This is a genomic window from Polaribacter sp. 2305UL8-11 (assembly GCF_058147165.1).
The window spans coordinates 31,750-55,630 of record NZ_JBYVJW010000017.1 but is presented as its reverse complement, the minus strand read 5'-3'; the positions used below and the strand labels follow the sequence as shown (position 1 = coordinate 55,630).

At 28.9% G+C, this 23,881-nt stretch carries 13 protein-coding genes; 10 read left to right on the top strand and 3 right to left on the bottom strand.

Annotated elements, in window-relative coordinates; genetic code table 11:
• Positions 1-3 precede the first annotated feature (3 nt).
• From bglX to ACY2RW_RS14495, 10 genes are all read left to right on the top strand, one after another.
• On the top strand, positions 4-2,181 hold the full coding sequence (bglX, locus tag ACY2RW_RS14540) for a beta-glucosidase BglX (RefSeq protein WP_490123463.1): 2,178 nt from the start codon (positions 4-6) through the stop codon (positions 2,179-2,181).
• A gap of 32 nt (positions 2,182-2,213) precedes the next feature.
• Positions 2,214-4,745, top strand: a complete 2,532-nt coding sequence (locus ACY2RW_RS14535) for a T9SS type A sorting domain-containing protein (RefSeq protein ID WP_490123462.1) — start codon at positions 2,214-2,216, stop codon at positions 4,743-4,745.
• Between the two features lie 28 nt (positions 4,746-4,773).
• Positions 4,774-4,953: a hypothetical protein gene (locus ACY2RW_RS14530; protein WP_490123461.1), complete on the top strand. Its 180-nt coding sequence runs from the start codon at positions 4,774-4,776 to the stop codon at positions 4,951-4,953.
• A 227-nt stretch (positions 4,954-5,180) separates the two neighbouring features.
• Entirely contained in the window at positions 5,181-7,913 is a 2,733-nt protein-coding gene (locus tag ACY2RW_RS14525; RefSeq protein WP_490123460.1) for a helix-turn-helix and ligand-binding sensor domain-containing protein, read from the top strand.
• 184 nt (positions 7,914-8,097) lie between these two features.
• Entirely contained in the window at positions 8,098-9,348 is a 1,251-nt protein-coding gene (locus tag ACY2RW_RS14520) for a T9SS type A sorting domain-containing protein (protein WP_490123459.1), read from the top strand.
• Positions 9,349-9,365: 17 nt separating this feature from the next.
• Positions 9,366-11,345, top strand: a complete 1,980-nt coding sequence (locus ACY2RW_RS14515; protein WP_490123458.1) for a hypothetical protein — start codon at positions 9,366-9,368, stop codon at positions 11,343-11,345.
• Between the two features lie 58 nt (positions 11,346-11,403).
• Positions 11,404-13,512 (top strand): MFS transporter, encoded by a 2,109-nt coding sequence (locus ACY2RW_RS14510; RefSeq protein ID WP_490123457.1) that lies wholly within the window; start codon positions 11,404-11,406, stop codon positions 13,510-13,512.
• A 10-nt stretch (positions 13,513-13,522) separates the two neighbouring features.
• A complete protein-coding gene (locus ACY2RW_RS14505) occupies positions 13,523-16,885 on the top strand; it encodes a GH36-type glycosyl hydrolase domain-containing protein (protein WP_490123456.1) in 3,363 nt (1,120 codons plus the stop codon).
• Positions 16,886-16,897: 12 nt separating this feature from the next.
• Positions 16,898-19,957 (top strand): discoidin domain-containing protein, encoded by a 3,060-nt coding sequence (locus tag ACY2RW_RS14500; RefSeq protein ID WP_490123455.1) that lies wholly within the window; start codon positions 16,898-16,900, stop codon positions 19,955-19,957.
• Positions 19,958-20,351: 394 nt separating this feature from the next.
• Positions 20,352-21,938, top strand: coding sequence for a T9SS type A sorting domain-containing protein (locus ACY2RW_RS14495; protein ID WP_490123454.1), 1,587 nt, complete (start codon positions 20,352-20,354; stop codon positions 21,936-21,938).
• 125 nt (positions 21,939-22,063) lie between these two features.
• Here ACY2RW_RS14495 and ACY2RW_RS14490 read toward each other — a convergent pair whose 3' ends face one another.
• The 3 genes from ACY2RW_RS14490 to ACY2RW_RS14480 all read right to left on the bottom strand — a co-directional run bounded on the left by ACY2RW_RS14490 (position 22,064) and on the right by ACY2RW_RS14480 (position 23,786).
• Complete coding sequence (locus ACY2RW_RS14490) at positions 22,064-22,552, bottom strand: YdeI/OmpD-associated family protein (protein ID WP_490123453.1); 489 nt, start codon at positions 22,550-22,552, stop codon at positions 22,064-22,066.
• A gap of 3 nt (positions 22,553-22,555) precedes the next feature.
• Entirely contained in the window at positions 22,556-23,131 is a 576-nt protein-coding gene (locus ACY2RW_RS14485; RefSeq protein ID WP_490123452.1) for a YdeI/OmpD-associated family protein, read from the bottom strand.
• 100 nt (positions 23,132-23,231) lie between these two features.
• Positions 23,232-23,786 carry a hypothetical protein gene (locus tag ACY2RW_RS14480; RefSeq protein WP_490123451.1) on the bottom strand — a complete coding sequence of 185 codons (555 nt, stop codon included), beginning with the start codon at positions 23,784-23,786 and terminating at the stop codon, positions 23,232-23,234.
• Positions 23,787-23,881: the final 95 nt, after the last annotated feature.

The window sequence follows — 23,881 nt, the reverse complement described above, 5'->3', positions numbered from 1 at the left end:
AAATTGGAAAAAACGACACCTTTCTACCAAGATTTTTCTATTGAAGAAAAAATAAATAATCTAATGTCTAGAATGACTTTAGAAGAAAAGATAGGGCAAACAGTAATGTATGCAAGCGAAATGGATGTTACAGGTCCTGTTTTAGATGAAAATTATTTAGAATATATTAAAAAAGGAGAAGTAGGTGCTGTTTTAAATGCTTCTGGAGTTAAATACCTTAGAAAACTACAAAAATTAACGGTAGAAAATACCAGATTAGGTATTCCTTTATTATTTGCTTTTGATGTTATTCATGGCTATAAAACCATTTTTCCAATTCCACTAGCAGAGTCTTGTAGTTGGAATTTAAAATTAATGGAGCAAACAGCAAAGGTAGCAGCTACAGAAGCATCAGCAGCAGGTCTGCATTGGACTTTTGCACCTATGGTAGATGTTTCTAGAGATCCAAGATGGGGAAGAGTTGCAGAAAGTTCTGGAGAAGATACTTACTTAGGCAGTTTAATAGCCAAAGCCAGAGTAAAAGGTTTTCAAGGTAATTTGCAAGAAGCTAATAACATATTAGCATGTGCAAAGCACTTTGCAGGTTATGGAGCTGCACAAGCTGGTAGAGATTATCATACAGTAGATATGTCTGATGTAGAATTAAGAAATACACATTTACCTCCTTTTAAAGCAGCCTTAGAAGAGGATGTTGCTACTTTTATGACTGCTTTTAACGAATTTAATGGAGTGCCAGCTACTGGAAATAAATATTTATTAGAAGGTATTTTAAGAAAAGAATGGGGCTTTAAAGGCTTTGTGGTTACAGATTACTTGTCTATAAATGAAATGATACTTCATGGCTTTGCAGAAGACAGAAAACATGCAGCAGAATTGGCTATAAATGCAGGTTCTGACATGGATATGCAAGGTGGGGCTTATAAAAACCATTTAAAAGAACTTATTAAAGAGGAAAAAGTTTCTTTAAAAAGATTAGATGAGGCAACAAAAGCAATTCTTAGACTAAAATTCAAATTAGGTTTATTTGATAATCCTTACAAATATTGTGATGAGAATAGAGAGCAAGAACTTATACTGGCTAAAGAACATTTAGAACTTGCTACAAACATGGCAAAAGAATCTATTGTGCTTTTAAAAAATGAAAATGAGACTTTACCATTAGAAAAAACAACTCAAATTGCTTTAATAGGTCCTTTAGCATCAGATAACCAAAATATTTTAGGTTCTTGGTCTGCTTTTGGAAACCAAAATAAAAATATTTTAAGTGTTAAAGATGCTTTAATTAAAAACAAAGTCAATTTTAACTATGCTAAGGGATGTGATATAGATAGTAATGATAAAGGAAACTTTATAAAAGCTATAGAAATTGCCCAAAAAGCAGAAGTTGTTGTTATGGTAATGGGAGAAGCTGAAAACATGAGTGGAGAAGCTGCATCAAGAAGCAATATAAAATTACCTGGAGTACAACAAGATTTAATTGCAGAAATTAAAAAAATAGGAAAACCCATAGTATTGGTTTTAATTAATGGAAGACCTTTAGATTTATCTTGGGAAGATAAAACTGTAGATGCCATTTTAGAAACTTGGTTTTTAGGTACAAATGCTGGTGAAGCCATAGAAAAAGTATTGTTTGGTAAATACAATCCATCAGCTAAATTAACAACATCATTTCCAAGAAATGTAGGGCAAGTTCCTATTTTTTACAATCAAAAAAATACAGGAAGACCTGTTAATGCTCCAAATCCAGACCCAAAATACACCTCTAAATATTTAGATGTAGACAATACACCTTTGTATCCTTTTGGTTTTGGTTTAAGTTATACTACTTTTAGTTACAGTAATATTACTTTAAATAAAGACATTTTACTACCCAAAAACAGTATAGAAGCATCAGTAAAAATTACTAATACAGGTAACTTTGATGGTGATGAAATTGTACAATTATATATTAGAGATTGTACAGCAAGTATTACTAGACCAATTAAAGAACTAAAAGGGTTTAAGAAAATACACTTAAAAAAGGGAATGTCTAAAACAATTACATTCAAAATAACAGAAGATTTAATAAAATTTCATAATAATAAAAAAGAATTTATTTTAGAGGAAGGTAAGTTTAAATTAGGTATAGCAAGTAATGCTAACCAACCTTTAACAAATACATTCTATTATAAAATAAATTAAATAATTAATAGTAACCATTAAAATAAATACAGATGAAAAAAATTTTACTTTTATTTGCACTAATTTCTTATAGTGCTTATTATTCTCAATGTACAGATCCTGTTATCACAAATTTTGAATGTGGTACACCTTCTTATACCGTAACTGGTGCATTAACTACAATAGCCAACCCGTTTTCTAACGGTATTAATAAAAGTGCAAATGTAGGTAGTTATACAGATGATGGAACTCAAGGTTTTGACAATCTAAATTTTGATAAGGGTTCTGCAATAAATTTAGCAACAAATAATGTATTAAAATTTAAAGTTTATTCAACAAAATCGGTGCCTCTTACTGTAAAATTAGAAGGAGGAACATCTACTGCAAAAGAAATTAATCTTACGTTAGATGTAGTTAATTCTTGGGTAGAATACACTGTTGATTTTAGCTCTGAAAGTGCAGAAAATCACCAAAGATTAGTTTTCTTTTTTAATTTTGCTAAAACAGATGGTACTGCAACAGATGTTTATTATATAGATGATATTCGCTGGGAAGCTGCAAGTACAAGTACAGATCCAGTAATTACAGATTTTGAAAGCACAAAACCTTCTCATGGAGCGTTTTTTGGAACACCTCTTGCAAATTCTACAACGTTAAAATTATCATCAGTATCTAACCATGTTTCTTTTGGTATAAACACTAGTGCAACTATTGGTAAATATAAAGACGATGGGACAGCAGCTTTTGATGGACTTTCATTCAACTACGGTTCTGCAATTCCTTTATCTACCAATAATATATTAAAAATTAAAATTTACTCATCTATTACAGCACCTATGATTGCTAAATTACAATCGGGTACTAGTGCTGCATCAGAAGTTACAGTAAATATAGATGTAACAGGTGCTTGGAAAGAATATACTTTTGATTTTAGTGGGCAATCTGCAGCGAACCATAACGAACTTTTATTCTTTTTTGATACTACTGGAGGTAGTGCTAACCCAACCATTTATTATTTAGATGATATCAAATGGGTCTCAAAAAGTACTTGGACAGGAGCTACAAATACAGATTGGGCAGATGCCGCAAATTGGAGTGGTGGTGTACCTACAGCAACATCAACTGTAGAAATACCAAATGTTGCAAATGATCCTGTAATAAGCACTACAACTGGTGCAGTTGCAAATGACATTTCTCTTGCTGCTGGAGCTACGCTTACCATTAATTCTGGAGGTTCTTTAGTGGTAGATTCTTCTGTTTCTGGTGCTGGAAACGTAATTTACAAAAGAGCACTTACTGCAGATGCTGCTGCCAATAAAGCGTGGCACTTGGTTTCATCTCCAGTTACAGGGCAAACCGTTGTAAATTTTATAGCTTCCAATACACTAGCATCTGGTGTAACAAACACCAATTTTAGAGGTATAGCTAACTATAAAAATGATGGTACAGCTTGGAATTATTATCTTGTTTCTTATGCAGGTTCAGATAATTTTGATAATGCTAAAGGTTATTCAGTTAAAAAAGCTACTGCAGGAGATGTAACTTTTACAGGAACATATACTACTGGAAATGTAGAAGCTGCTATTTCTCAAGGAGGTGGAGGTACTAACAAATTTAATTTAGTAGGTAATCCGTTTACAGCTTACATTAATTTAGGTCAATTTTTTGCAGATAATAATATTAGCAACAGGTTAGATGAGCAAACTATTTGGTTATGGAATCCAGCTGCAAATGGTGGTAATGGTGCTTATGAGCAAAAAATGTCTGGTGTAGATGCTTCTTTTGAGATTGCTCCTGGCCAAGCATTTTTTGTAAGTTCTGGTACAGCTTCATCTAATAAAGTTGTGTTTAGTGGAGCTAACCAAAGTCATAAAACAGATACTTTTTTAAAAAATGGGAGAACAGAAATTGTATTAAATGCAAGCCAAAGAGGTTTATACGCTAAAACAAAACTTTATTACATTAATGGTACAACTACAGGTTTTGATAATGGTTTTGATGGCTCTCTGTTTGGTGGTGTAAATTATGATTTTGCTGTTTATACAGAACTTGTTTCTAATAATAACAATAAAAAAATAGGTGTACAATCTTTACCAAATTCTAACTACGAAAACATGGTTGTGCCTATTGGTTTAAAAGCAGCAAAAGGTAAAGAAATTACTTTTACAGTAGAACAAACAAATTTACCTTCTGGTTTAAATGTTTATATAGAAGATAGAGTAAATAATACATTTACAAAATTAAATGATGCTAATGGAGCTTACAAAGTTATTTTAGACTCAGCTGTTAATGGCTCAGGACGTTTTTACTTACACACTAAAAATAGTGTTTTATCTACAGATAATTTTAATACTAGTAATTATAGTATATACAAGTCTAACAAGAATACTCTAAGAATTACTGGCTTAGATAATGAGAAAGGCACTGTTAATATTTTTAATCTTCTTGGAAAAAAAGTATTACAATCTACTTTTAGTACAAATACTAGCAAAAATATAAGTTTGCCAAATTTGGCAAAAGGTATTTATATTGTTAAGTTGCAAACAAATAAAGGTGCTTTAAGTAAAAAAATAATTTTAGAATAATTTACGAGAATATTAAAAATAAGATATCATGAAAAAACATATAAAAAATACACACACTCAAAAAGAAAATATTTCTCGTAAAGACGCCATTAAAAAAATTGGTAATTATGGTAAATATGCAGCATTAACAGCTTTAGGAACTTATATGATATTAAATCCACAAAAAGCACAAGCACAAAGCCCAGAAGCACCTGGTACAGGGTTTTAATCATTATTAAACACTTTAAGCACCTCGAAAATCTTCGGGGTGTTTTTTATTTAAAACCTATTGTTTTTTATACTTAATTCTTCGTAAATTGTGATTTTAGATTTTTTTAAAGATTAAAATTACGAGAGCTTTGATTTTACTTTCAAAACACACCTCACAAACAAAATTTATTTGAACCATGGGGTTATATTTACAACTAACAGATTTATAGAATTTTTAATTTCCTTATGTTAAAAAAAGTACTATTATTTATTTTTTTCTTTACTTGTTTGTCAATAAGTTCTCAAAATTTATATCCAGATGTAACCAACTATGCCATAAATCAATACAATGCAGATAATCAAAACTGGGATGCAGATATAAATGATGAAGGGGTTGTTTTTGTTGCCAATAATAAAGGACTTTTAATATATGATGGACAAATATGGAAACTTTATCAATTGCCTAATAAAACTATTATTAGATCTGTTTTATACCACAAAAATAAAATCTATACAGGGTCTTATGAAGAGTTTGGCTATTGGGAAAAAACAAAATTTGGAGATTATAAATATACATCTTTACTACCTTATTTTGATAAAAATCATGTCTTTACAAATGATGAATTCTGGCAAATAACAAATTACAACAATACAATAGTTTTTAGATCTTTTAGCGAATTAAATCTTTTTGACGGAGAGAAAATAATTTCTATACAGGATAGTGAAAATATTCTAAACTTTGTGGTTTATCAAAATAAGCTTATTGTAAGTAGTTTACAAAAAGGATTAAGAGTATTGCAAGGGCAAAATCTAGTGCCTCATGAACTAAATAAGACTTATAAAAAAGTAAATCAGCTTGCAGTTATAAAAGACAAACTATTTTTATATGATGAAAACCAAGGGGCAGTTATTTACTCAAAAAAAGAAACTGTACAACTACCAAAAACAATAAATAAACTTTTAAAAACAAGTATTTTAAATAAGGTTTCATTTATAAATGAAAATCAACTTTTATTTGGAACAATAAAAAATGGAGCTATAATATATACGCTACATAATAATAAAATAGAGGTAATCAATAAAAGATCTGGTTTACAAAATAACACTGTGTTAAATTTAAAAACCAAAAAAAATAATTTGTGGCTAACTTTAGATAATGGCATATCTAGAATTAATATAAGAAATGCCAACAAATATTACAAAGATTTTTCTGGAGTGTTAGGTAGTGTTTATGATTTGGCTTATTTAAAAAAGAAATTTTATGTTGCCAGTAACACTGGTTTGTATACTTTTAAAAATAATTCTTTAGAGCTAGTAGCCCAAACAGAAGGTCATATTTGGGATTTATTTCCTGTAGATAATAATCTTATCTGTGCTCACAATTCTGGAACTTTTATATTTAACGAAGACAAGCTTGTTTATAAAGAATCTAAGATGGGGGGTGTCTATAAAATAAAGAAAATTCCCAATAAAGATAATATATTTATACAAGGTAGATATACTGGATTAAGTTTACTCATAAAAGAAAAAAATACATGGAATTATAAAATAATTGAGGGTATTAATTTTCCAGTTTCTCAAATAGAATTTGAATCAGATAATGTGATTTGGGTAACTCATCCTTACAAAGGAGTTTTTAGAATAACTTTAAGCAATAACCTTACAAAAGTTGCTAAAATAGTGCCTTATGGAGATAGCCCTTTTTTAATTGATTATAAAACTAAAATATATAACATTAACAATAAAATATTTTTTTATAACAATAAAAGTTGGTTTACATACACTAAAGATAAAATAGTTTCTTCTAAAAAAATGATTAATTTTAAGAACAAAGACTTTGTAGGTAAAGATTCTACAGGTTTATGGTTTATAGACCAAAATAGGGAGCTACTGTATGTAAATAACAACTTAGAAAAAAACTTTTATTTTTACTCATCTCAAATAAAAGAAAGATTAGTTGCTAATTTTGAAAAAGTAATTTTAAAAAATGATTCTTTAAGGTTAATTAATTTAAATGACGGTTTTGCAGAATTTAATATCAATAATCACAAAAAAAATTTTAGAACAGAAAAACCTAAAATAGAAAGAGTTTATACGCAAGAAAAAGATTTTTATAATGGAGATAGTATTATTAAAATACCATACAAACAGTCAAAAATAATCACTCTAGAAACTTTTACTCCCAATAGTTATGAAAATAAGTTTATATACAATATCTCTGGAAGAATTAATTATAATAATATTATTTCTAATGGTACCTTACAGCTACAAAATTTAAAATTTGGAGAATATATAATAGATATAAAAAATAATAATAACCTTAATAAAAGTTTTTCAAGTACAACCAATCTCTACATTACTGTTTTGCCTCCATGGTATTTTTCTAACTTAATGAAATTTGTTTATATTTTACTATTGATTTCTACTTATTTTGTAATTAGAAAAATAAATAGAATAAAGATTAAGAAAGAACAAATTAAAATTCAAAAAGAATTTATACTAGATACACAAAAAAAGATTAATAAAATAGAAAAAGAAAACCTTAAAAAAGAAATTGTAAGTAAAAAAAGAGCGTTAGCAACCATAACATCTTCTATAATAAAGAAAAATGAAATTATTATTATTTTAAGAAATGAACTTAGTAGGCTTTCAAAAGCCTTTCCAGATCAGTATATTTCTAATAAACTACTAAATCTTGCTAAAGAATCTATAAGTAATAATAAAGATTGGAAACTATTTGAAGATAGTTTTAATGAGCTGCATGCAGACTTTTTTAAAAAACTTACAGCCACTTATCCGAAATTAACAAGCAAAGATTTAAAACTTTGCGCATACATTAAAACAGGGCACACATCAAAAAAAATAGCACCTTTAATGGGTATTAGTGTAAGAGGAGTAGAGTTGCATAGATATAGACTTCGAAAAAAATTATCACTTCCAAAAGAAAAAAGCATATTTGATTTTCTGATAAAAATATAGCCTTTTTGCTAAAAACAATCTACATCACTTATACATCAATATGTTAAAATTAAATTTCATATTTATTTTTAAATGTATTATTTTCAGTTATTTATAATATTTTTTTAAAAGTATAAATATACTACAAAAATGTTTTTAAGCTTATGTATTACTTTTACTGGGTAATTTTTAAAATTATTATCTTATGAAAAAAATAATACTTCTTATTGTTCTGGTTTCTTACCAAGCAATTGCACAATGTACAGATCCAATAATAACAGATTTTGAATGTTCTACTCCTTCCTACACAACTACAGGAGCATTAACTACAATAGCCAACCCTTTTTCTACAGGAATTAACACCAGTGCAAATGTTGGTGAATTTATAGATGATGGAACTGCGCCTTTTGATAATCTTGCTTTAGATAAAGGAGGAGTAATAGATTTATCTACAAATAATATCTTAAAATTTAAAGTGTATGCCACTAAATTAGTGCCACTTACAGTAAAATTAGAGGGAGGCACATCTGCTGCAGTAGAAATTGCACAAACTATAGATGTTAAAGATACTTGGGTAGAATATACTTATGATTTTAGTAACAATGCTTCCGAAAATCATCAAAAGATAATCCTTTTTTTTAACTTTAATCAAACCAATGGTACAATTACAGATACCTATTATATAGATGATATTAGATGGGAGGCAGCAACTAAAAGTACGTACCCTGTAGTTACAGATTTTGAAAAAACAAAACCATCTATAGGTAGCTTTTCAGCAAAACTAACCACAGTATCTAATCATATTTCTTCTGGTATAAATACTAGTTCAAATATTGGAAAATATAAAGACGATGGAACTGCTGCTTTTGATGCAATTATTTTTGATTACGGAACTGCAATAGATTTATCCACCAATAACTTTTTAAAAGTAAAATTGTATTCTCCTAAATCAATACAAATTTTAGCTAAAATAGAAGGAGGTAGTAATGCACAAGAAGTTTGGTCTCCCTTTAGTGAAGATTTAGGACCTTCAAACTCTTGGGTAGAATTTACCTTTGATTTTAGTAGTTTTTCTAACAATGCTTCTGGAGGAGATGGAAACACCAAATTGCTTTTATTTGTTAACGCAGGTAAATCAGATGGTACCTCATCAGATATTTACTATTTAGATGATATACAGTGGGTTTCTTCTGCAACTGCAAATGTAAACGATTTTTTATCAGACAGCACTATTAAAGTTTTTCCAACTATATCTAACAGTAAAATAACTGTAAAATCGAAAACTCAAATAAAAAGTTTGCTGGTTTATGACATAAATGGGAAAAAAGTATTACAAAACAAAAAAATTAATAAACTCGACTTTAATTTAGATGTAACTTCTCTTAAAGCAGGTTATTATTTTCTGAATGTAACCACAACAGAACACACAAAAAATATCAAAATTTTCAAACAATAATAAATAATTATAAAATCATGATGAAGTACACAAAAAAATTCAGCATCTTAATTATCACGCTTATTTTATTTTCATCTTGTGAAAATGAACTGCAAGAATTTCCAACCATTACTTACCTTCCTTGTGATAGCAATAAAGAAGTAATAAAGAATACAAACATTATTTCTGACTTTGAATGTCAAGCAAACGTAACATTAACAGATGTAGAAACTGTTAGAAACCCAAGTGAAATACAAATAAATACAAGTAGGTTTGTTGGTAAATATATAGATTCTTCAGATCCCTTAAAAGCACTAGATGTAAATATAAAACCTATAGATTTAACAACCCATTCAGTTTTTAAAATTAAGGTTAAAACAAAAACAGAAAACACCAAGTTAGTGGCAAGATTAGAAGGTGGTGCAACAGGATTAATAGATATTACAAAGGATATTACTGGTGATGGTGGTTGGGCAGAATATTTATTTGATTTTAGCCAATATGCTCAAGAAGGTCATAACAAATTTTCATTATTTTTTAATGAAGAAACTGCAGGCACTAATGGAACATATTACATAGATGATCTCTCTTTTGGAGACTTTAAAGACCCATGTAGTAATGTAGAAAAAGATACAAGTATTATTAACGATTTTGATTGTCAGAAGAATATAGAAATTCCAAAAATAACAAAAGTACTTACTCCAAATAAAAATAACGTAAATCAAAGTCTTTTTAGTGGTAAGTATGTAGACGAGTCTGGTGCTTGGGATGCAGTAGTTATAGATTATAAAGCTGCTATAGATTTATCTAAAAATAATATTTTTACAATAAAAGTACATGCTCCAGTAGCAGGTACATTAAAAGTAAAACTAGAAGGAGGTACATCTGCAGCAGTAGAAAAAGACCAACAAATTACAACTACTGGAGAGTGGATAGAATATAAATTTAATTTCTTAAACCAAGCAACAGAAAATCATACAAAAATTGTAGTTTTCTTTAACGCAGGTGTAGTTCCTTCAGGAACAGATGAATATTTTATAGATGACGTAAGATTTACAGAAGACCCTTGTGCAAACACAATTGCAGACGCAGCTATTTTTAATGATTTTGATTGTCAAAATAACATTATGCCAGCAGGTAATGTAACTTCAGCAATTATAGAAAATCCAACTAAAAACGCTAGTAATCCATCACAAAATGTATTAGAAGTTAAGGATGATGGAACTGCACCATTTGACTTTTTATTGTTTGATTTTGGAGGAGCCATAGACTTATCAACAAAAAATGTTTTAAAGTTAAAAATTTATACCTCTAAAGCAGTACCATTTATTGCAAAATTAGAAGGAGGAACATCACCAGCAAAAGAAGTTTCTACAACTATAGATGGTGTTAACCAATGGAAAGAGTATACTTTCGATTTTAGTAGTGAAGCATCAGCAAATCATAATAAAATTGTACTTTTCTTTAATGCTGCACAAACAGATGGGACAGCTTCAGATACATATTTTATAGATGACATACAGTTTGTGTCTTCTGGTACAGCACCAGCTAATTGTACAGGAGTAACTACAGATAATAGTATTGTAAATGATGCAGAGTGTCAGCAAAACTACACAATAGAAGGTAATGTACAGACAAGCGTTGTTGTTAACCCTAATAAAAGTGGTATAAATACGAGTGAATCTGTATTAGAAATAAAAGATAATGGGCAAGATGCTTGGGATCATTTACTATTTAATTTTGGAGGTGCCATAGATTTATCTACAAAAAACAAACTTAAAATTAAGATTTTATCTTCAAAAAAAGTGCCTTTTTTAGCTAAATTAGAAGGAGGTACATCTGCTGCAAGTGAAATTTGGGGTGCTATAGATGTAACAGGTGTATGGACAGAATATACTTTTGATTTTAGTGGGCAATCATCAGAAAATCATACAAAAATTGTACTCTTTTTTAATGGAGGTCAAACAGATGGTGCTAACCCTGATACTTATTATGTAGATGATGTAAAATGGGAATAAGTTTTACAAATAATATTTTTTTCAAATAAAATAATTTTTGCTCTATTGTATAAAGCTATTGTGTATTAATTTATACAATAGAGCAATTATTAAAAAAGACATTAGAAAACCAAATATGCAAGAACCAGACAATTCTAACAAGATAAGCACTAAAAAACAAAATAAGATACCTTTTATACAATTAGCAGCTTATGGTTTTGGTGGTATTATTCCAATAGCTCTTTTTAATATTGCTGGTCAATTAATGGGCTTAATTGGTAATATTAGTTTAGGATTAAGTGCATTGTGGTTAGGTGTTATTTTAGTTATACCACGTTTATGGGATGCTGTGTCTGATCCAATTGTTGGGCATTTTTCTGATAATATTAGAACACGTTGGGGTAGGAGACGTCCTTTTCTTTTGGTGGGTGGTATTTTAGTAGCTATTAGCTTTATATTAATGTGGTGGATTCCAGATGGAGAGTTGGTGCATAAATGGTTTAATACAGAATCTAGTTTTAAATGGTTTCAACTTACATATATACTTTTTTGGTTGTTGATTTTTTTTACGGCTTGTACTATTTTTGAAATACCACATGGAGCTTTAGGTATGGAAATGTCTAATGACCCTCATGAACGTACTCGATTATTTAGCGCAAAAAGTTTTTTAGGCAATCTATTTGCAATGAGCACACCTTGGTTATTCGCCTTGGCAAATATGGAGTATTTTAAAGGTCCAGGAGGTAATGAAGCAGATGGTATGAAATATGTATCTATACTAATTGCCATTATTATAATCCCATTATCTTTTTGGTGGTTTTTTACTGTAAAAGAGCCAGGTTTTAAAAAAGTGGCTCATCAGAAAAAAACAAAATTCTGGAAAGACATAAAACGTACTTTTAAAAATAAAACATTTATACGATTGGTAGGTATTGTTTTTACTCTTGCAATGGGGTTTAACTTTGTTAACTTACTAGGTTACTACATACCAATATATTATATTTTTGATGGAGACAAAGAATTGGCTTCTACACTTTTAGGTATTAATGGTACAATATGGGCAATTACTGGGTTGTTGGCTGTTTTTCCACTAAACTGGATTAGCCCTAAAATAGGTAAACGTAAAACTTTATTAATAGCAATTTCTTTAATGGCGTTGGCACAACTTTCTAAAGTTGTGTGTTATAATCAAGATTACCCTTATTTAATAGTAATTCCTACTATGTTATTATCTACAGGTATGTTGTTCTTTTTTACATTAGGATCTTCTATGGTAGGTGATATTTGTGATGAAGATGATTTAAAAACTAATAAAAGATCTGAAGGAAGTTATTATTCTATCTTTTGGTGGTTTATAAAAATGGGTACAGCATTAGCCAGTTTTGTTGCAGGTTTACTTATTGTATTTACTCAGTTTGATGAAGCACAAGTAACAAAAGTAGATGATTTAAAAGGTACAGTAAACCAAGTTTTAACACGTGTAGAAACTATTAAAAATGATAAAAAATTACCATTTGCAGAATACAAAATAAAGGCAGATGAACTACACAAAAAAGCCACAAATAATGCTAAAGAGTATTTGGTAACCTTAAGCAATTATCAAAAAAGTCTTAAAAATGAAACAGAAATTAGTTTAGAGACCAAGAACTTTAAAGAAGCATTATTTAATAAAACCATAAAAAGTGTAAAAAATATTGAACACAATTTATCTGTACAATCTAATTTGTTGTCTTTTACAGAAACTTCTAAAGACTTTACAAATATGAATACTAAAAATATAGTTGAATTTTTAGAATTAGGTATTTTAAAAGCTAAAGTAACAGGAGCTTTACTCCAAAATCATTTAAAAAATGAGGCTTTAGAAAAAGAAAACAGTAAAGACCATTATAAAAAACTTAACAAAGATTTACAGATGGTTAATACACAAATAAACAGTTTACAAATTACTGATTTAGAACTATTAGAAAAAGAACTTAAACAAATTAAAGAAAACACGTTGGCACTAACACAACAATCTTCATATACATTGTTTATGATGAGAGCTGTAGAAATTGGTTTGCCTTTAATTTTATGCTTAATTTCTTTTTTGGTTACTCTTAAATATCCGTTAACAGAAGAGCGTTGCTATGAGATAAAAATAGCTTTAGAAAAAAGAAATAACGCTTACAATAATATATCAGAAAAATAATTGCAATAATATGTCTAATAAACCAAATTTATCTATAAAAAGCTCAAAAGGATTGGTATTTAATTTTTTAAATAATGGTGCTATAAAAAGTATAGAAGCACAACCAATTCGTATTAGTTTAAAACAAAACTCTAAGTTCTCTAAAGCAGGAGCTAACATTTTTTTAAGAAAAAAAATAAATAATTCTTACCAATTTACACCTCTTTTAGGGTCTGAAAGTAATAGCGATTTTTTTATAGAAAACAATTGTTTTATTGCAAGAGGCAAATGGCAAGGCATAAATTATGATTGCCAGTTAAAGCTTTCAGAGAATTTTACAGGTTGGCATTGGATTATCAACACAGAAAATACTACTCAAGAAAATCAAGAACTAGATATAATTTACATACAAGACGTTGGCTTAAAACAAATTTCTGATGCTTTAGTTAATGAATATTATGTAAGCCAATATGTAGAAAGACGTATTTTAGAAGATACAAATTTTGGAGCTGTAATATGTTGTCGTCAAAACTTTAATGAAGGTTTAGGAACACCTTGGCTTCAGTTATTTTGCAAAAATAAAGCAAAATCGGCAAGCACAGATGGTATTCAATTTTATGGTAAAACCTATAGAGAAACAGGTATTCCAGAAAGTTTATTAAAAGAAACTTTGCAAGGAGAATGTGCAGCAGAATTATCTATAGTTGCAATACAAGAAGCACCTTTTTCGCTTCAAAAAAATAATACACATACTAGTGTATTTGTAGCAAAATACGATGCTAATCATAAAGAAGCAACTTCAAAAAAGGACTTAGAACAATTAAAAGATGTTATAAACACATTAGAGTTAGAGACTACTAATCAAACATCAAAAAATGTATTTAAATCTAGTACAAATATTTTTAATTCGGCAGTTTTTTTACCTGTAAAAGAGCTGTCAGAAAAAGAACTTAACGTTTTCTTTAGCTCTAAAAAAAGACATCTAGAAACAAAAGATCATAAATTACTATCATTTTTTTATAACGAAAACAATCATGTAATTTTAAAGGCTAAAGAGCTTTTAGTAGATCGTCCTCATGGTCATATTTTGCAAGCCCAAGCAGGTTACACACCAAACGAAAATATATTATCTACAACAGCTTATGCTTGCGGAATTTTCAATTCTCATATTACACAGGGTAATACTAATTTTAATCGCTTTTTATCTTTATCTTCAAGCCAATTTAACTTAGAGGCTGAAACAGGACAACGTATTTTTGTAGAAATTGATAATACTTCTTATTTGTTAGGGATTCCTTCTGCTTTTGAAATGGGATTGAACCATTGTAGATGGATTTACAAATTTAAAAATTATTGTTTTCAGGTTAGAACTTGGACCTCTAAAACCAATCCTCAAGTAAATTTAGATTTTAAGATATTACAAGGAGATAAAGTAAATATTTTTATAACCAATAATTTAGACGAAGCTATTAGTTGGAAAACCTCAAAAGTTACTCATAAAGAATACATTTCTGTACCAGAAAAAAGTAGTTTAATTGCCTCTAAATTTCCAAACACGCAGTTTAGAATTTTACTGCAAAGTGATGAAAATAACTTTAGCGTATCTGGCAATGAAACTTTGTATAAAAACCGTAAAAAAAATAGAGGTACATTTTTTAATGTTTTAGTTAATCAAACTACTCATTTTTGCATGAGTTTTTTAGGTGAGGTTATTAAACCATCAACATTTACAATAATTAGTAATGCAGATGCACAATTTAAAATAGATTGCGAATATGCACAAAAAGATTGGGTAAATTTATCGTCTAACTTAAATTTAAACAGTGAGGATAAAGATATTTCTATCATTCAAGAAATTTTACCTTGGTATGGAGTTAATGCCTTAACTCATTTATTAACACCACATGGTTTAGAACAATTTGATGGTGCAGCTTGGGGTACAAGAGATACTACACAAGGACCTTTTGAATTACTTTTATGTACAGAAAAATACGCAGAAACTAAAGAAATTTTACGTACTATATTTTCTCATCAAAATACAGATGGGGGTTGGCCTCAATGGTGGATGTTTGATAGTTATTCAGAAATTAGAGCAGGTTCTTCTCATGGAGATATTCATCATTGGTGTATAATAGCTTTAGGTAACTATATTAAAGCAACAGGAGATACAGATTTTCTTAACGAAATACTACCTTATTACCATACTAAAGGGAACGAATTTGCAGAAAAAACAACACTTTTAGAGCATGTACAACGTCTTATAGATATGTTAATAGCTTCTTTTATACCCAATACTGCTTTTGTGCCTTTTGGAGGAGGAGACTGGAACGATTCTATGCAACCTGCTAGTAAAGAGTTAGCTAAAAGACTTATTTCTAGTTGGACAGTAGCTTTAAACTATCAAGCCTTTACAACTTTTTTAAAAGTTTATGAATTGATAGGAGATACTACAAATGCAAACCGTTTAAATAATATTTGTATTCAGATACAATCAGATTTTAATAAATATTTAATAAAAGATCATATTGTTGCAGGTCATGGTTTGTTAGAACCTGATAATAGTATTAGTTTATTGCTTCATCCCTCAGATACAAAGACTAATATAAAATATCGTTTATTACCTATGATTCGTGGAATTATTAGCGGAATTTTTAGCAAAGAACAAGCAGATTTTCATTTAAATATTATAGAAAAACATCTTAAAGGGCCAGATGGAGCTCGTTTAATGAATCAGCCTCCTAAATATAATGGAGGAATTCAAACTATCTTTCAACGTGCAGAAAGTAGTTGTTTTTTTGGCAGAGAAATTGGTATTATGTATATGCATGCTCATTTAAGATATGCAGAAACACTAGCAAGAATGGGTAAAGCTAATGCACTTATAAAAGCTTTAAGACAGGCTAATCCAGTTGCATATCAAGAAATAGTTTCTTGCGGAGATGTTAGACAATCTAATTGTTATTATAGTAGTTCTGATGTTACTTTTAAAAACAGATATGAAGCTGATGAGCGTTATAATGAGTTGAAAGAAGGTAAAATTACACTAAAAGGTGGTTGGAGAATTTATTCTAGTGGACCAGGAATTTATATGGGGCTTATTGTTTGGCATTTATTAGGGTTACGTACCGAATTTGAAAATACGATTATAGACCCTGTAATACCTAAAAAACTTAATGGTTTAAACGCTTCTATGCAATATAAAGGTTTCCCTATAAACCTACAATTTAATGTTGTAGAAGAAGAATATCACCCAAAAGTAATTACAGTAAATGGTAAAAAAATTGATTTTGCTATTCAGAAAAATGAATATAGAAAAGGTGGAGGTATTATTAATACTTCGCAATTTTTGAGTCTTTTAAAAAATGACTATAACAACATTGTCATTCACTTATAAAAAAAAAACACAATGATGAAAATTAAACTAATTTCAAAGATTATATTTACCTTATCTGTATTATTTATATTTTACAGTTGTAAAACACAAAACGAAGTACCTAACAGAAATCAATGGGAAGTAACTGCATCTTCATCTCAAGAAAAACGTTTTGATGCAAACAAAGCTATAGATGGAGATTTAAGTACTCGTTGGAGTTCCAACTGGGCAGATGAGCAGCAATTAACAATAGACACCAAAGCAAAGTTTTTATTTACAGGACTGCGTATATATTGGGAAACTGCATACGCAAAATCTTTTTCTGTTTATATATCAGTTGATCATAAAAACTGGGAAGTTGTGTATACTACAAAAGAAGGCGAGGGAGATATACAAGATATTTTTTCAAAACCTAGTGAAGCAAGATATGTAAGAATAAAATTACATACAAGAGCAACTGGTTGGGGTTTTTCTATTATAGATGTTAATTTAAAAGGAAGATTGGATATACCGATTGTAAAAGAAAATAACATAGCCATACAAAATGCGATTGATATATTAGACGGAAATGAAAATACAGTTTGGGAATCTAATAATAAAAAAGAAGCTGAAATAGAAATAGATTTGAATCAACCAACAGAAATTGGAGGCATCTTTTTAAATTGGGGAGATAACTATGCTCAAGAACTCAAATATTTTACTTCTATGGATGGTAAAAGTTGGGAAAAAGCATACGAAATTCAAGAAAGCATAGGTGGTTTTGAAATTTTGAAACACAAAAAAAAGAATGTACGATTCATAAAATTAATAATGAAAAACCCAAATAAATCTCATGGAGGTTTTTCTATTAAAGATATTAGTCTTTACGGTCCTAACAAAGAAATATCAAAATTAGCAAAGTATGAAATTTTAGCTAAAAAAATGCCAAAGGGTTTGTACCCATATCAATTAAGACACAAACAAGTTTATTGGACACTTTTAGGAGTACCAAATGATACTGAGGAAACGCTTTTTGATGAATTTGGAAATATAGAACCAAAATCAGGTAAGCCAACATTGATGCCGTTACTTAAAGTAAATGGAAAATTATTAACTGCTTTTGATGCTCAAGAAATAAAACATCAGTTAGCAGATGGTTATTTGCCAATACCAACTGTTACTTGGGTTTTCAAAGATTTTAATTTAGTAATTAGTGGATTAGCTTACGGTGCAGCACAAAATTCTGTAAGTGAAGTTTCTTATACTTTACAAAATAAAACCTCTAAAAAATTAGATGCTTCTTTATTTTTGGTATTACACCCTATGCAGATTAATCCAAAATGGCAACATGGTGGGCTTTCATTAATTAACAAACTCTCTATTAAAGAAAAGAACCAAATAGAGTTATATGTAAATGATGAAGTACTTTATGTGTTTGATAAGAAGCCAAAAAAATCTGGAGTAACAACTATAAAAAATCAATCTGCTGCAGAACAAATATTTAAAGGCAAGTTTCCAAAAGCTAAAACAGCTATAAGTCAAGAAGGACTAATATCTGGTGCTTTGGAATATACGTTAAATATAAGCCCCAAAAACAATAAAAGTATCAGAGTTGCTATGCCTTTGCATAATAATATAAATGAAGTAAAATTTCATAAAAATTTTGAAGACCACAGAAATACTCAAATAAAATTTTGGAAAAACAAATTAGATAAAGTTGGTTTTTCTCTGGGAAACAAAGAAGTAGAAAATACTGTAAAATCTCAAATAGGATATATTTTACTCAATCAAGATGGTACTGTAATACAGCCAGGTTCTAGAAACTACAACCGTACTTGGATTAGAGATGGAGCTATGACCTGTTCTGCTCTGATGCGTATGGGATTATTAGAAGAAGCCAAAAATTATATGGAATGGTATGCAAAACGTTTAAGAAAAGATGGGCATGTTCCACCAATTTTATCAAATAAAGGAGAAAATTTCACAGGATATGGTGCTGATATAGAATGGGATGCCCAAGGAGAATTTATCTATGGAATTATGGAATATTACAGATTTACCAAAGATAAAAAGTTTTTAAAAAAACATTTTAGTAATGTGCATAACGCTATGAAATATATGGTTGAGCTACGTAATAAAACTTTACAAAAAGGCTATATGAGCAAAGAAGAAGATAACGAACGCTTTAAAGGAATTCTTCCAGCATCGATTAGTCATGAAGGTTATGATATTCCAAGACACTCTTATTGGGATGATTTTTGGGCCATAAGAGGATGGATTGATGGAGAATATGCTGCCAAAGAATTAAATAATACTAAAGTTGCACATTGGGCAAAAAAAGAACAAGAAATTTTTAGGAATAGTATTAAAAAATCAATAGAGTTAACGGTTAAACATTTTAATATAGATTATGCACCATCATCTGCAGACTTAGGTGATAGTGATCCCACTTCTATTGCTATAAGTTTATTTCCGTGTCAAGCAACATCTGTAATTCCAAATAGTTTATTACAAAAAACTTTTAAAAGCTACGTGTATTTTGTAAACGATAGAGTTTCTAATGGAAAAACGTATAGTTATACGCCTTACGAAAATCGAAATATTTTAGCACTTGCAAAATTAGGAATGAGAAAAGAAGCTAAAGATTTACATGCTATGCTTTTTAAAGATAAAAGACCTATGGAATGGAATCATTGGGGAGAAGTAGTTCATAGTAGAAAAAGACTGGCAAGTTACATTGGAGATATGCCTCATACTTGGGTTGGTTCTGGTTACGTAAACTCTGTAAGAGGATTAATTATTCTAGAAGATGATGTAAATAGAAGAATTGAATTATTGAAAGCAACTCCATTAAATTGGTTAAAAAATAAAGGTATTTCTCTAAAAAAATTCCCAACACATTTTGGAAATGCAATCATAAAGATAGAGTACAAAAATAAAATTTTAATGGTTACAATAGATAGTAAGTTTCAAGATTTAAAAGAGATAAAACTATTCTGGCCAGTAGACAATAAACCTAAGAAAGTTTTGATAGATGGCGTTCTGACCTCAAACTACAAAGAAGATAGTATTTTATTACCTTCAACTATAAAAAGAATTGTAGCATCATGGTAGAAAAAATTAGCTTATAGATTACAACTTTATTAATTTTTTAAAATATAGAATGCATAGTAAGTGTTAAAATAGAGTAAATTTTTAATGTTATTGGTATCTCTTAAAAGAAGAAGTATGTATAATTTTTATACATACTTCTTCTTTTTTTATGAGTAGTTTATTTAATTGTGTATTTCACAAATAAAACTTTATATAAATAATAATAATTCTCCTTAAAACAACTACATCAAAACCACAACATTATGTTAAAAAAAAATACAGCATAAAAAATAACTGCCTGTATATAAGTTATTTAAATTTGTTTTTTATTTTGTGTAGATACCTCTCTTTTTTTGATGAAAAATTCAAATTAAGTTTATATCAAATTAAATATTTATCCACTAAAATTTAAAAAATGAAAAATTTCTACTTTAACAAAATCATGAATTCGTTATGTGTTTTATTATTTTTGTTTAGTTTTAAAACTCAAGCTCAAATAACAACAGATAAGCTGTTAGAAAATACATGCAAACTGTATGAATCTTTAAGATTGCCAAATGGTATGTATAGAGATTCTAAAATTATAAAACAAGGTTGGTCAGATTACCATCCGATTTCAACTGCAAGCGTTGGTACTGCTCTAATTTCTTTATGTATTGCAGATAAAGCAGGTTACATTACGGATGCAGAAACAAAAATAATTCAAACATTGCAAACTATTTTAGGTTATACCTCTGGTTTTACACCAGATAGAAATAGCAATGGATACTATAGGCATTTTCTAGATATTAATACAGGTGCTAGAGCTTGGAATTCTGAGTATAGTACTATAGATACTGCTTTACTTACTACAGGAGCTTTGTTTGCCAAAAAATATTTTAGTAACAATACTCAAATCACAAATTATGTAAATGAGCTGTTTTTATCTGTTAATTGGGTTTCTGCAATAGATGATGCTTCTCAGGGATCTATTTGGTTAGAGCAAACTGCTTCTGGAAACGGACAAGGATATGCAGCGAAACCTTTTAATGAGTATATGATTGTTGCCTATTTAGCAAAAGAGTCTGAACAAAATAATCCTGGAAATGGAACAACTGCATGGAACGTTTGGACGCAATTAAATAACTTTGCGTATGCAAATTATTGGGGTAAAGAATTACTATCAGATTTCAGCGCTGGCAATAGTTTTCGTTCAGATTTTGTGATTCAATTCCCTTTTTATTTAGTGCCATGGGCTTATAATAGCTCTACTTATAAAAATTATATGGCTAATGCTTTAGCTGCGGACAAGTTATACTTTTCACATATTCTTTATAATTTTCCCCAAAATCATTTAAGTAGCTATGAGTGGGGTTTAGGTGCTGGTAGCTCACCTATAACTATTGGTAATAACAATTATACACAGTATGGGTATAATGCAGATGATATAAATCATCATCCTGCACACGTAGTTTCACCACATATTATTGGTGGTTACTTAGGCATAGACGCTACTGTTAAAAATGATTTAATACAGATGTTATCTAGCAATAGAGGTTTGTATAATTTACCTACAGGAGAAACTATTTTATGGAGATACAGTTTAGATGAATTATCGTGGAAACCTAATGAAATACAGGGTATAGATTACTCTTCGATGCTATTTGGATTGGCTGCAAATAAATTTGGTAATACTTTTTTTGCAACCTATAATAATTATGATTTTCCAACAAATACTTCAGCAAAAGGGTCAATAGCAAAAAAGAAAGTGTTGCGTAGTGAAAATTCTGAATTAGAATTTAGTTTACATCCCAATCCAGTCGTTAAAAATCTTTTTATCCATTTTACAAATTCTAAAAATAATACTATAGAAATGTATGATGTAAGAGGTAAATTACTTCTTAAGAAAAAACTAACTAATTTTAAAAATAGCATTGATATAAGCAACTTGGCTAAAGGTTTATATAATGTAAGAATTTATACCAATAAAAAAACATTTATAAAAAAGGTTATTAAGATGTAGTTCTTTTAAAAAAGCTTTTTATCTAAGAAATCAAGAAGATTATATTTTCTTCTTGATTTTTTTCATATTGAACTTTAAATATAGTTTGATTTACCCCCCCCCCCCCCCCCTTTTCTTATAAAATCTTATATGGATTTAAAAAGTTCTTTATTTTGAATGTTTCCTCTTTTTAAATTTTTACATAATAACAAAGATTGATCTATTCTTTTCTGTACATTTTTTAATCGTAAAATATAGTAAATAATACTTCTTTGTTTTCCCTTAGTAAGAGATTCAAAAATTTGGTAAGCATCATAATCGCTTAGTAAAACCGCTTCTAACTCTTCTGGCATTTCTACTCCGTATTTAGAGGTGTCTTCAAAAAGCTGGATTTTAAATTCATCACCTAAAGACAAACCCAATTCTTTTTGTTTTTGCTTGCTAAACATCATTTTAAAATCACCTGAAGCTTTATCTTTTTTTACAGCAGCATAGAACTTAATTATTTTGTTTTGATGACTTGCTTTTACTTTTACACGACTCATTTTTTGATCTGCAAACGGTTGATACTCTTCCTTTGGAACAAAAATGTTGTAAGTATTTGTGTGAATTATTTTTAATGGCTTCGTTTTCATAGATTAGCGTGTATCTCTTAATTTAATGTTTTGCTCACAAAAAGAAATAATTTCTGATATTCTTTTTTGTCTTGTAGCAACTCTTTTAGCTTGATTTAACCAGTACAAATAGCTTTTTCTGTAGCTTGGAGCAAAGTTTTTGTAATTTTTAAAAGCGACTTTATTTTTGTCAAATTCAGCTTGTAAATCTTCAGGGATAATTCCTTTTTCAACAGCATCTAAGGCTGTCCAAGAGCCATTTTGTTTACCAATTTTAATAATTTCTAATCCACTTTTATGCATTAAGTTATTTGCAGTAAGTTCTTTGATGTATTTTTTATTCAATGCACTCCAAACACTTTTTGGACTTCTAGGGCAGAAGTATTGTCTTCTTTTTCCATTACCTAAACTTTTTGCAGTAGAATCTATCCAACCAAAACATAAAGCTACTTTTACAGCTTCTTCCCAACGCATCGATTCTTCATCATTTTCTACTTTATAAAAAATAAGATAAATTCCTTTAGAAGACGCATAATTATTTAATAACCAATTGCGCCATTCAATATCATTTTTAAAATAAAATTCTTCTTTTGTTTCCATACTTTTAAAACAAAATAAAGATAAAAATAAAATTGATGCCTCAATTATTTTTGAGACACCAATTCAAATCAATCCAAAAAAGTTTTTATATGATAATTTTTTAAAAATTTATAGCAAGTAAATTTAAACTGCCTTGTAATAATTTTTCTGGTTCTGTTTTGTTAATTTTTCTTAAGTAGTTGTATAAATTTTTTCCTATTTGTATTTCTACTTCAGAATTTAATTGCAAGCTTAATTTTAAATGATTTTTATATTGGGGTATGTTTTTATCAATTTTTACATCTCTATCTCCATACATCATAATTTGATTGTACGAAAGATTACTATTATCTATTAGTTTTTTTATAATTAACTGATTTATAAATCGAATTTTATTTTCTAATACAATGGAAGATTTATTTTCTATTTTATCAGATTCTTCATTACTCATTGTAACCTTAGTAATATACTTAGGAAATTTTCCTTCGGAGTTATTTACAGGTTTTAAGGGCTTAAAACTTTTTATTTCTATTGGCTTATTAGAAAAAATATCATCAATTAAAAAATGGTTTTCTTCTATATTCACTTTAAAAATTGCATCCTGAAGGTTGTTTTTTTCTTGTCCGTAAGAAATGTGAACAAAAATAATTAATACAAATGTGGTTAGTGCTTTCATAATAAAAAGTTTTATACCCAAATATAATAGTAATACTTTTATTAAAGAAAATTTAGCTATTGATAATTCTTATGTAGAGATAATTTTCACCTATA

Coding starts and splice junctions, on each gene's coding strand:
- ACY2RW_RS14535 (WP_490123462.1), top strand. CDS start 2,214: ATGAAAAAAATTTTACTTTTATTTGCACTAATTTCTTATAGTGCTTAT.
- ACY2RW_RS14530 (WP_490123461.1), top strand. CDS start 4,774: ATGAAAAAACATATAAAAAATACACACACTCAAAAAGAAAATATTTCT.
- ACY2RW_RS14525 (WP_490123460.1), top strand. CDS start 5,181: ATGTTAAAAAAAGTACTATTATTTATTTTTTTCTTTACTTGTTTGTCA.
- ACY2RW_RS14520 (WP_490123459.1), top strand. CDS start 8,098: ATGAAAAAAATAATACTTCTTATTGTTCTGGTTTCTTACCAAGCAATT.
- ACY2RW_RS14515 (WP_490123458.1), top strand. CDS start 9,366: ATGATGAAGTACACAAAAAAATTCAGCATCTTAATTATCACGCTTATT.
- ACY2RW_RS14505 (WP_490123456.1), top strand. CDS start 13,523: ATGTCTAATAAACCAAATTTATCTATAAAAAGCTCAAAAGGATTGGTA.
- ACY2RW_RS14500 (WP_490123455.1), top strand. CDS start 16,898: ATGATGAAAATTAAACTAATTTCAAAGATTATATTTACCTTATCTGTA.
- ACY2RW_RS14495 (WP_490123454.1), top strand. CDS start 20,352: ATGAAAAATTTCTACTTTAACAAAATCATGAATTCGTTATGTGTTTTA.
- ACY2RW_RS14490 (WP_490123453.1), bottom strand. CDS start 22,552: ATGAAAACGAAGCCATTAAAAATAATTCACACAAATACTTACAACATT.
- ACY2RW_RS14485 (WP_490123452.1), bottom strand. CDS start 23,131: ATGGAAACAAAAGAAGAATTTTATTTTAAAAATGATATTGAATGGCGC.
- ACY2RW_RS14480 (WP_490123451.1), bottom strand. CDS start 23,786: ATGAAAGCACTAACCACATTTGTATTAATTATTTTTGTTCACATTTCT.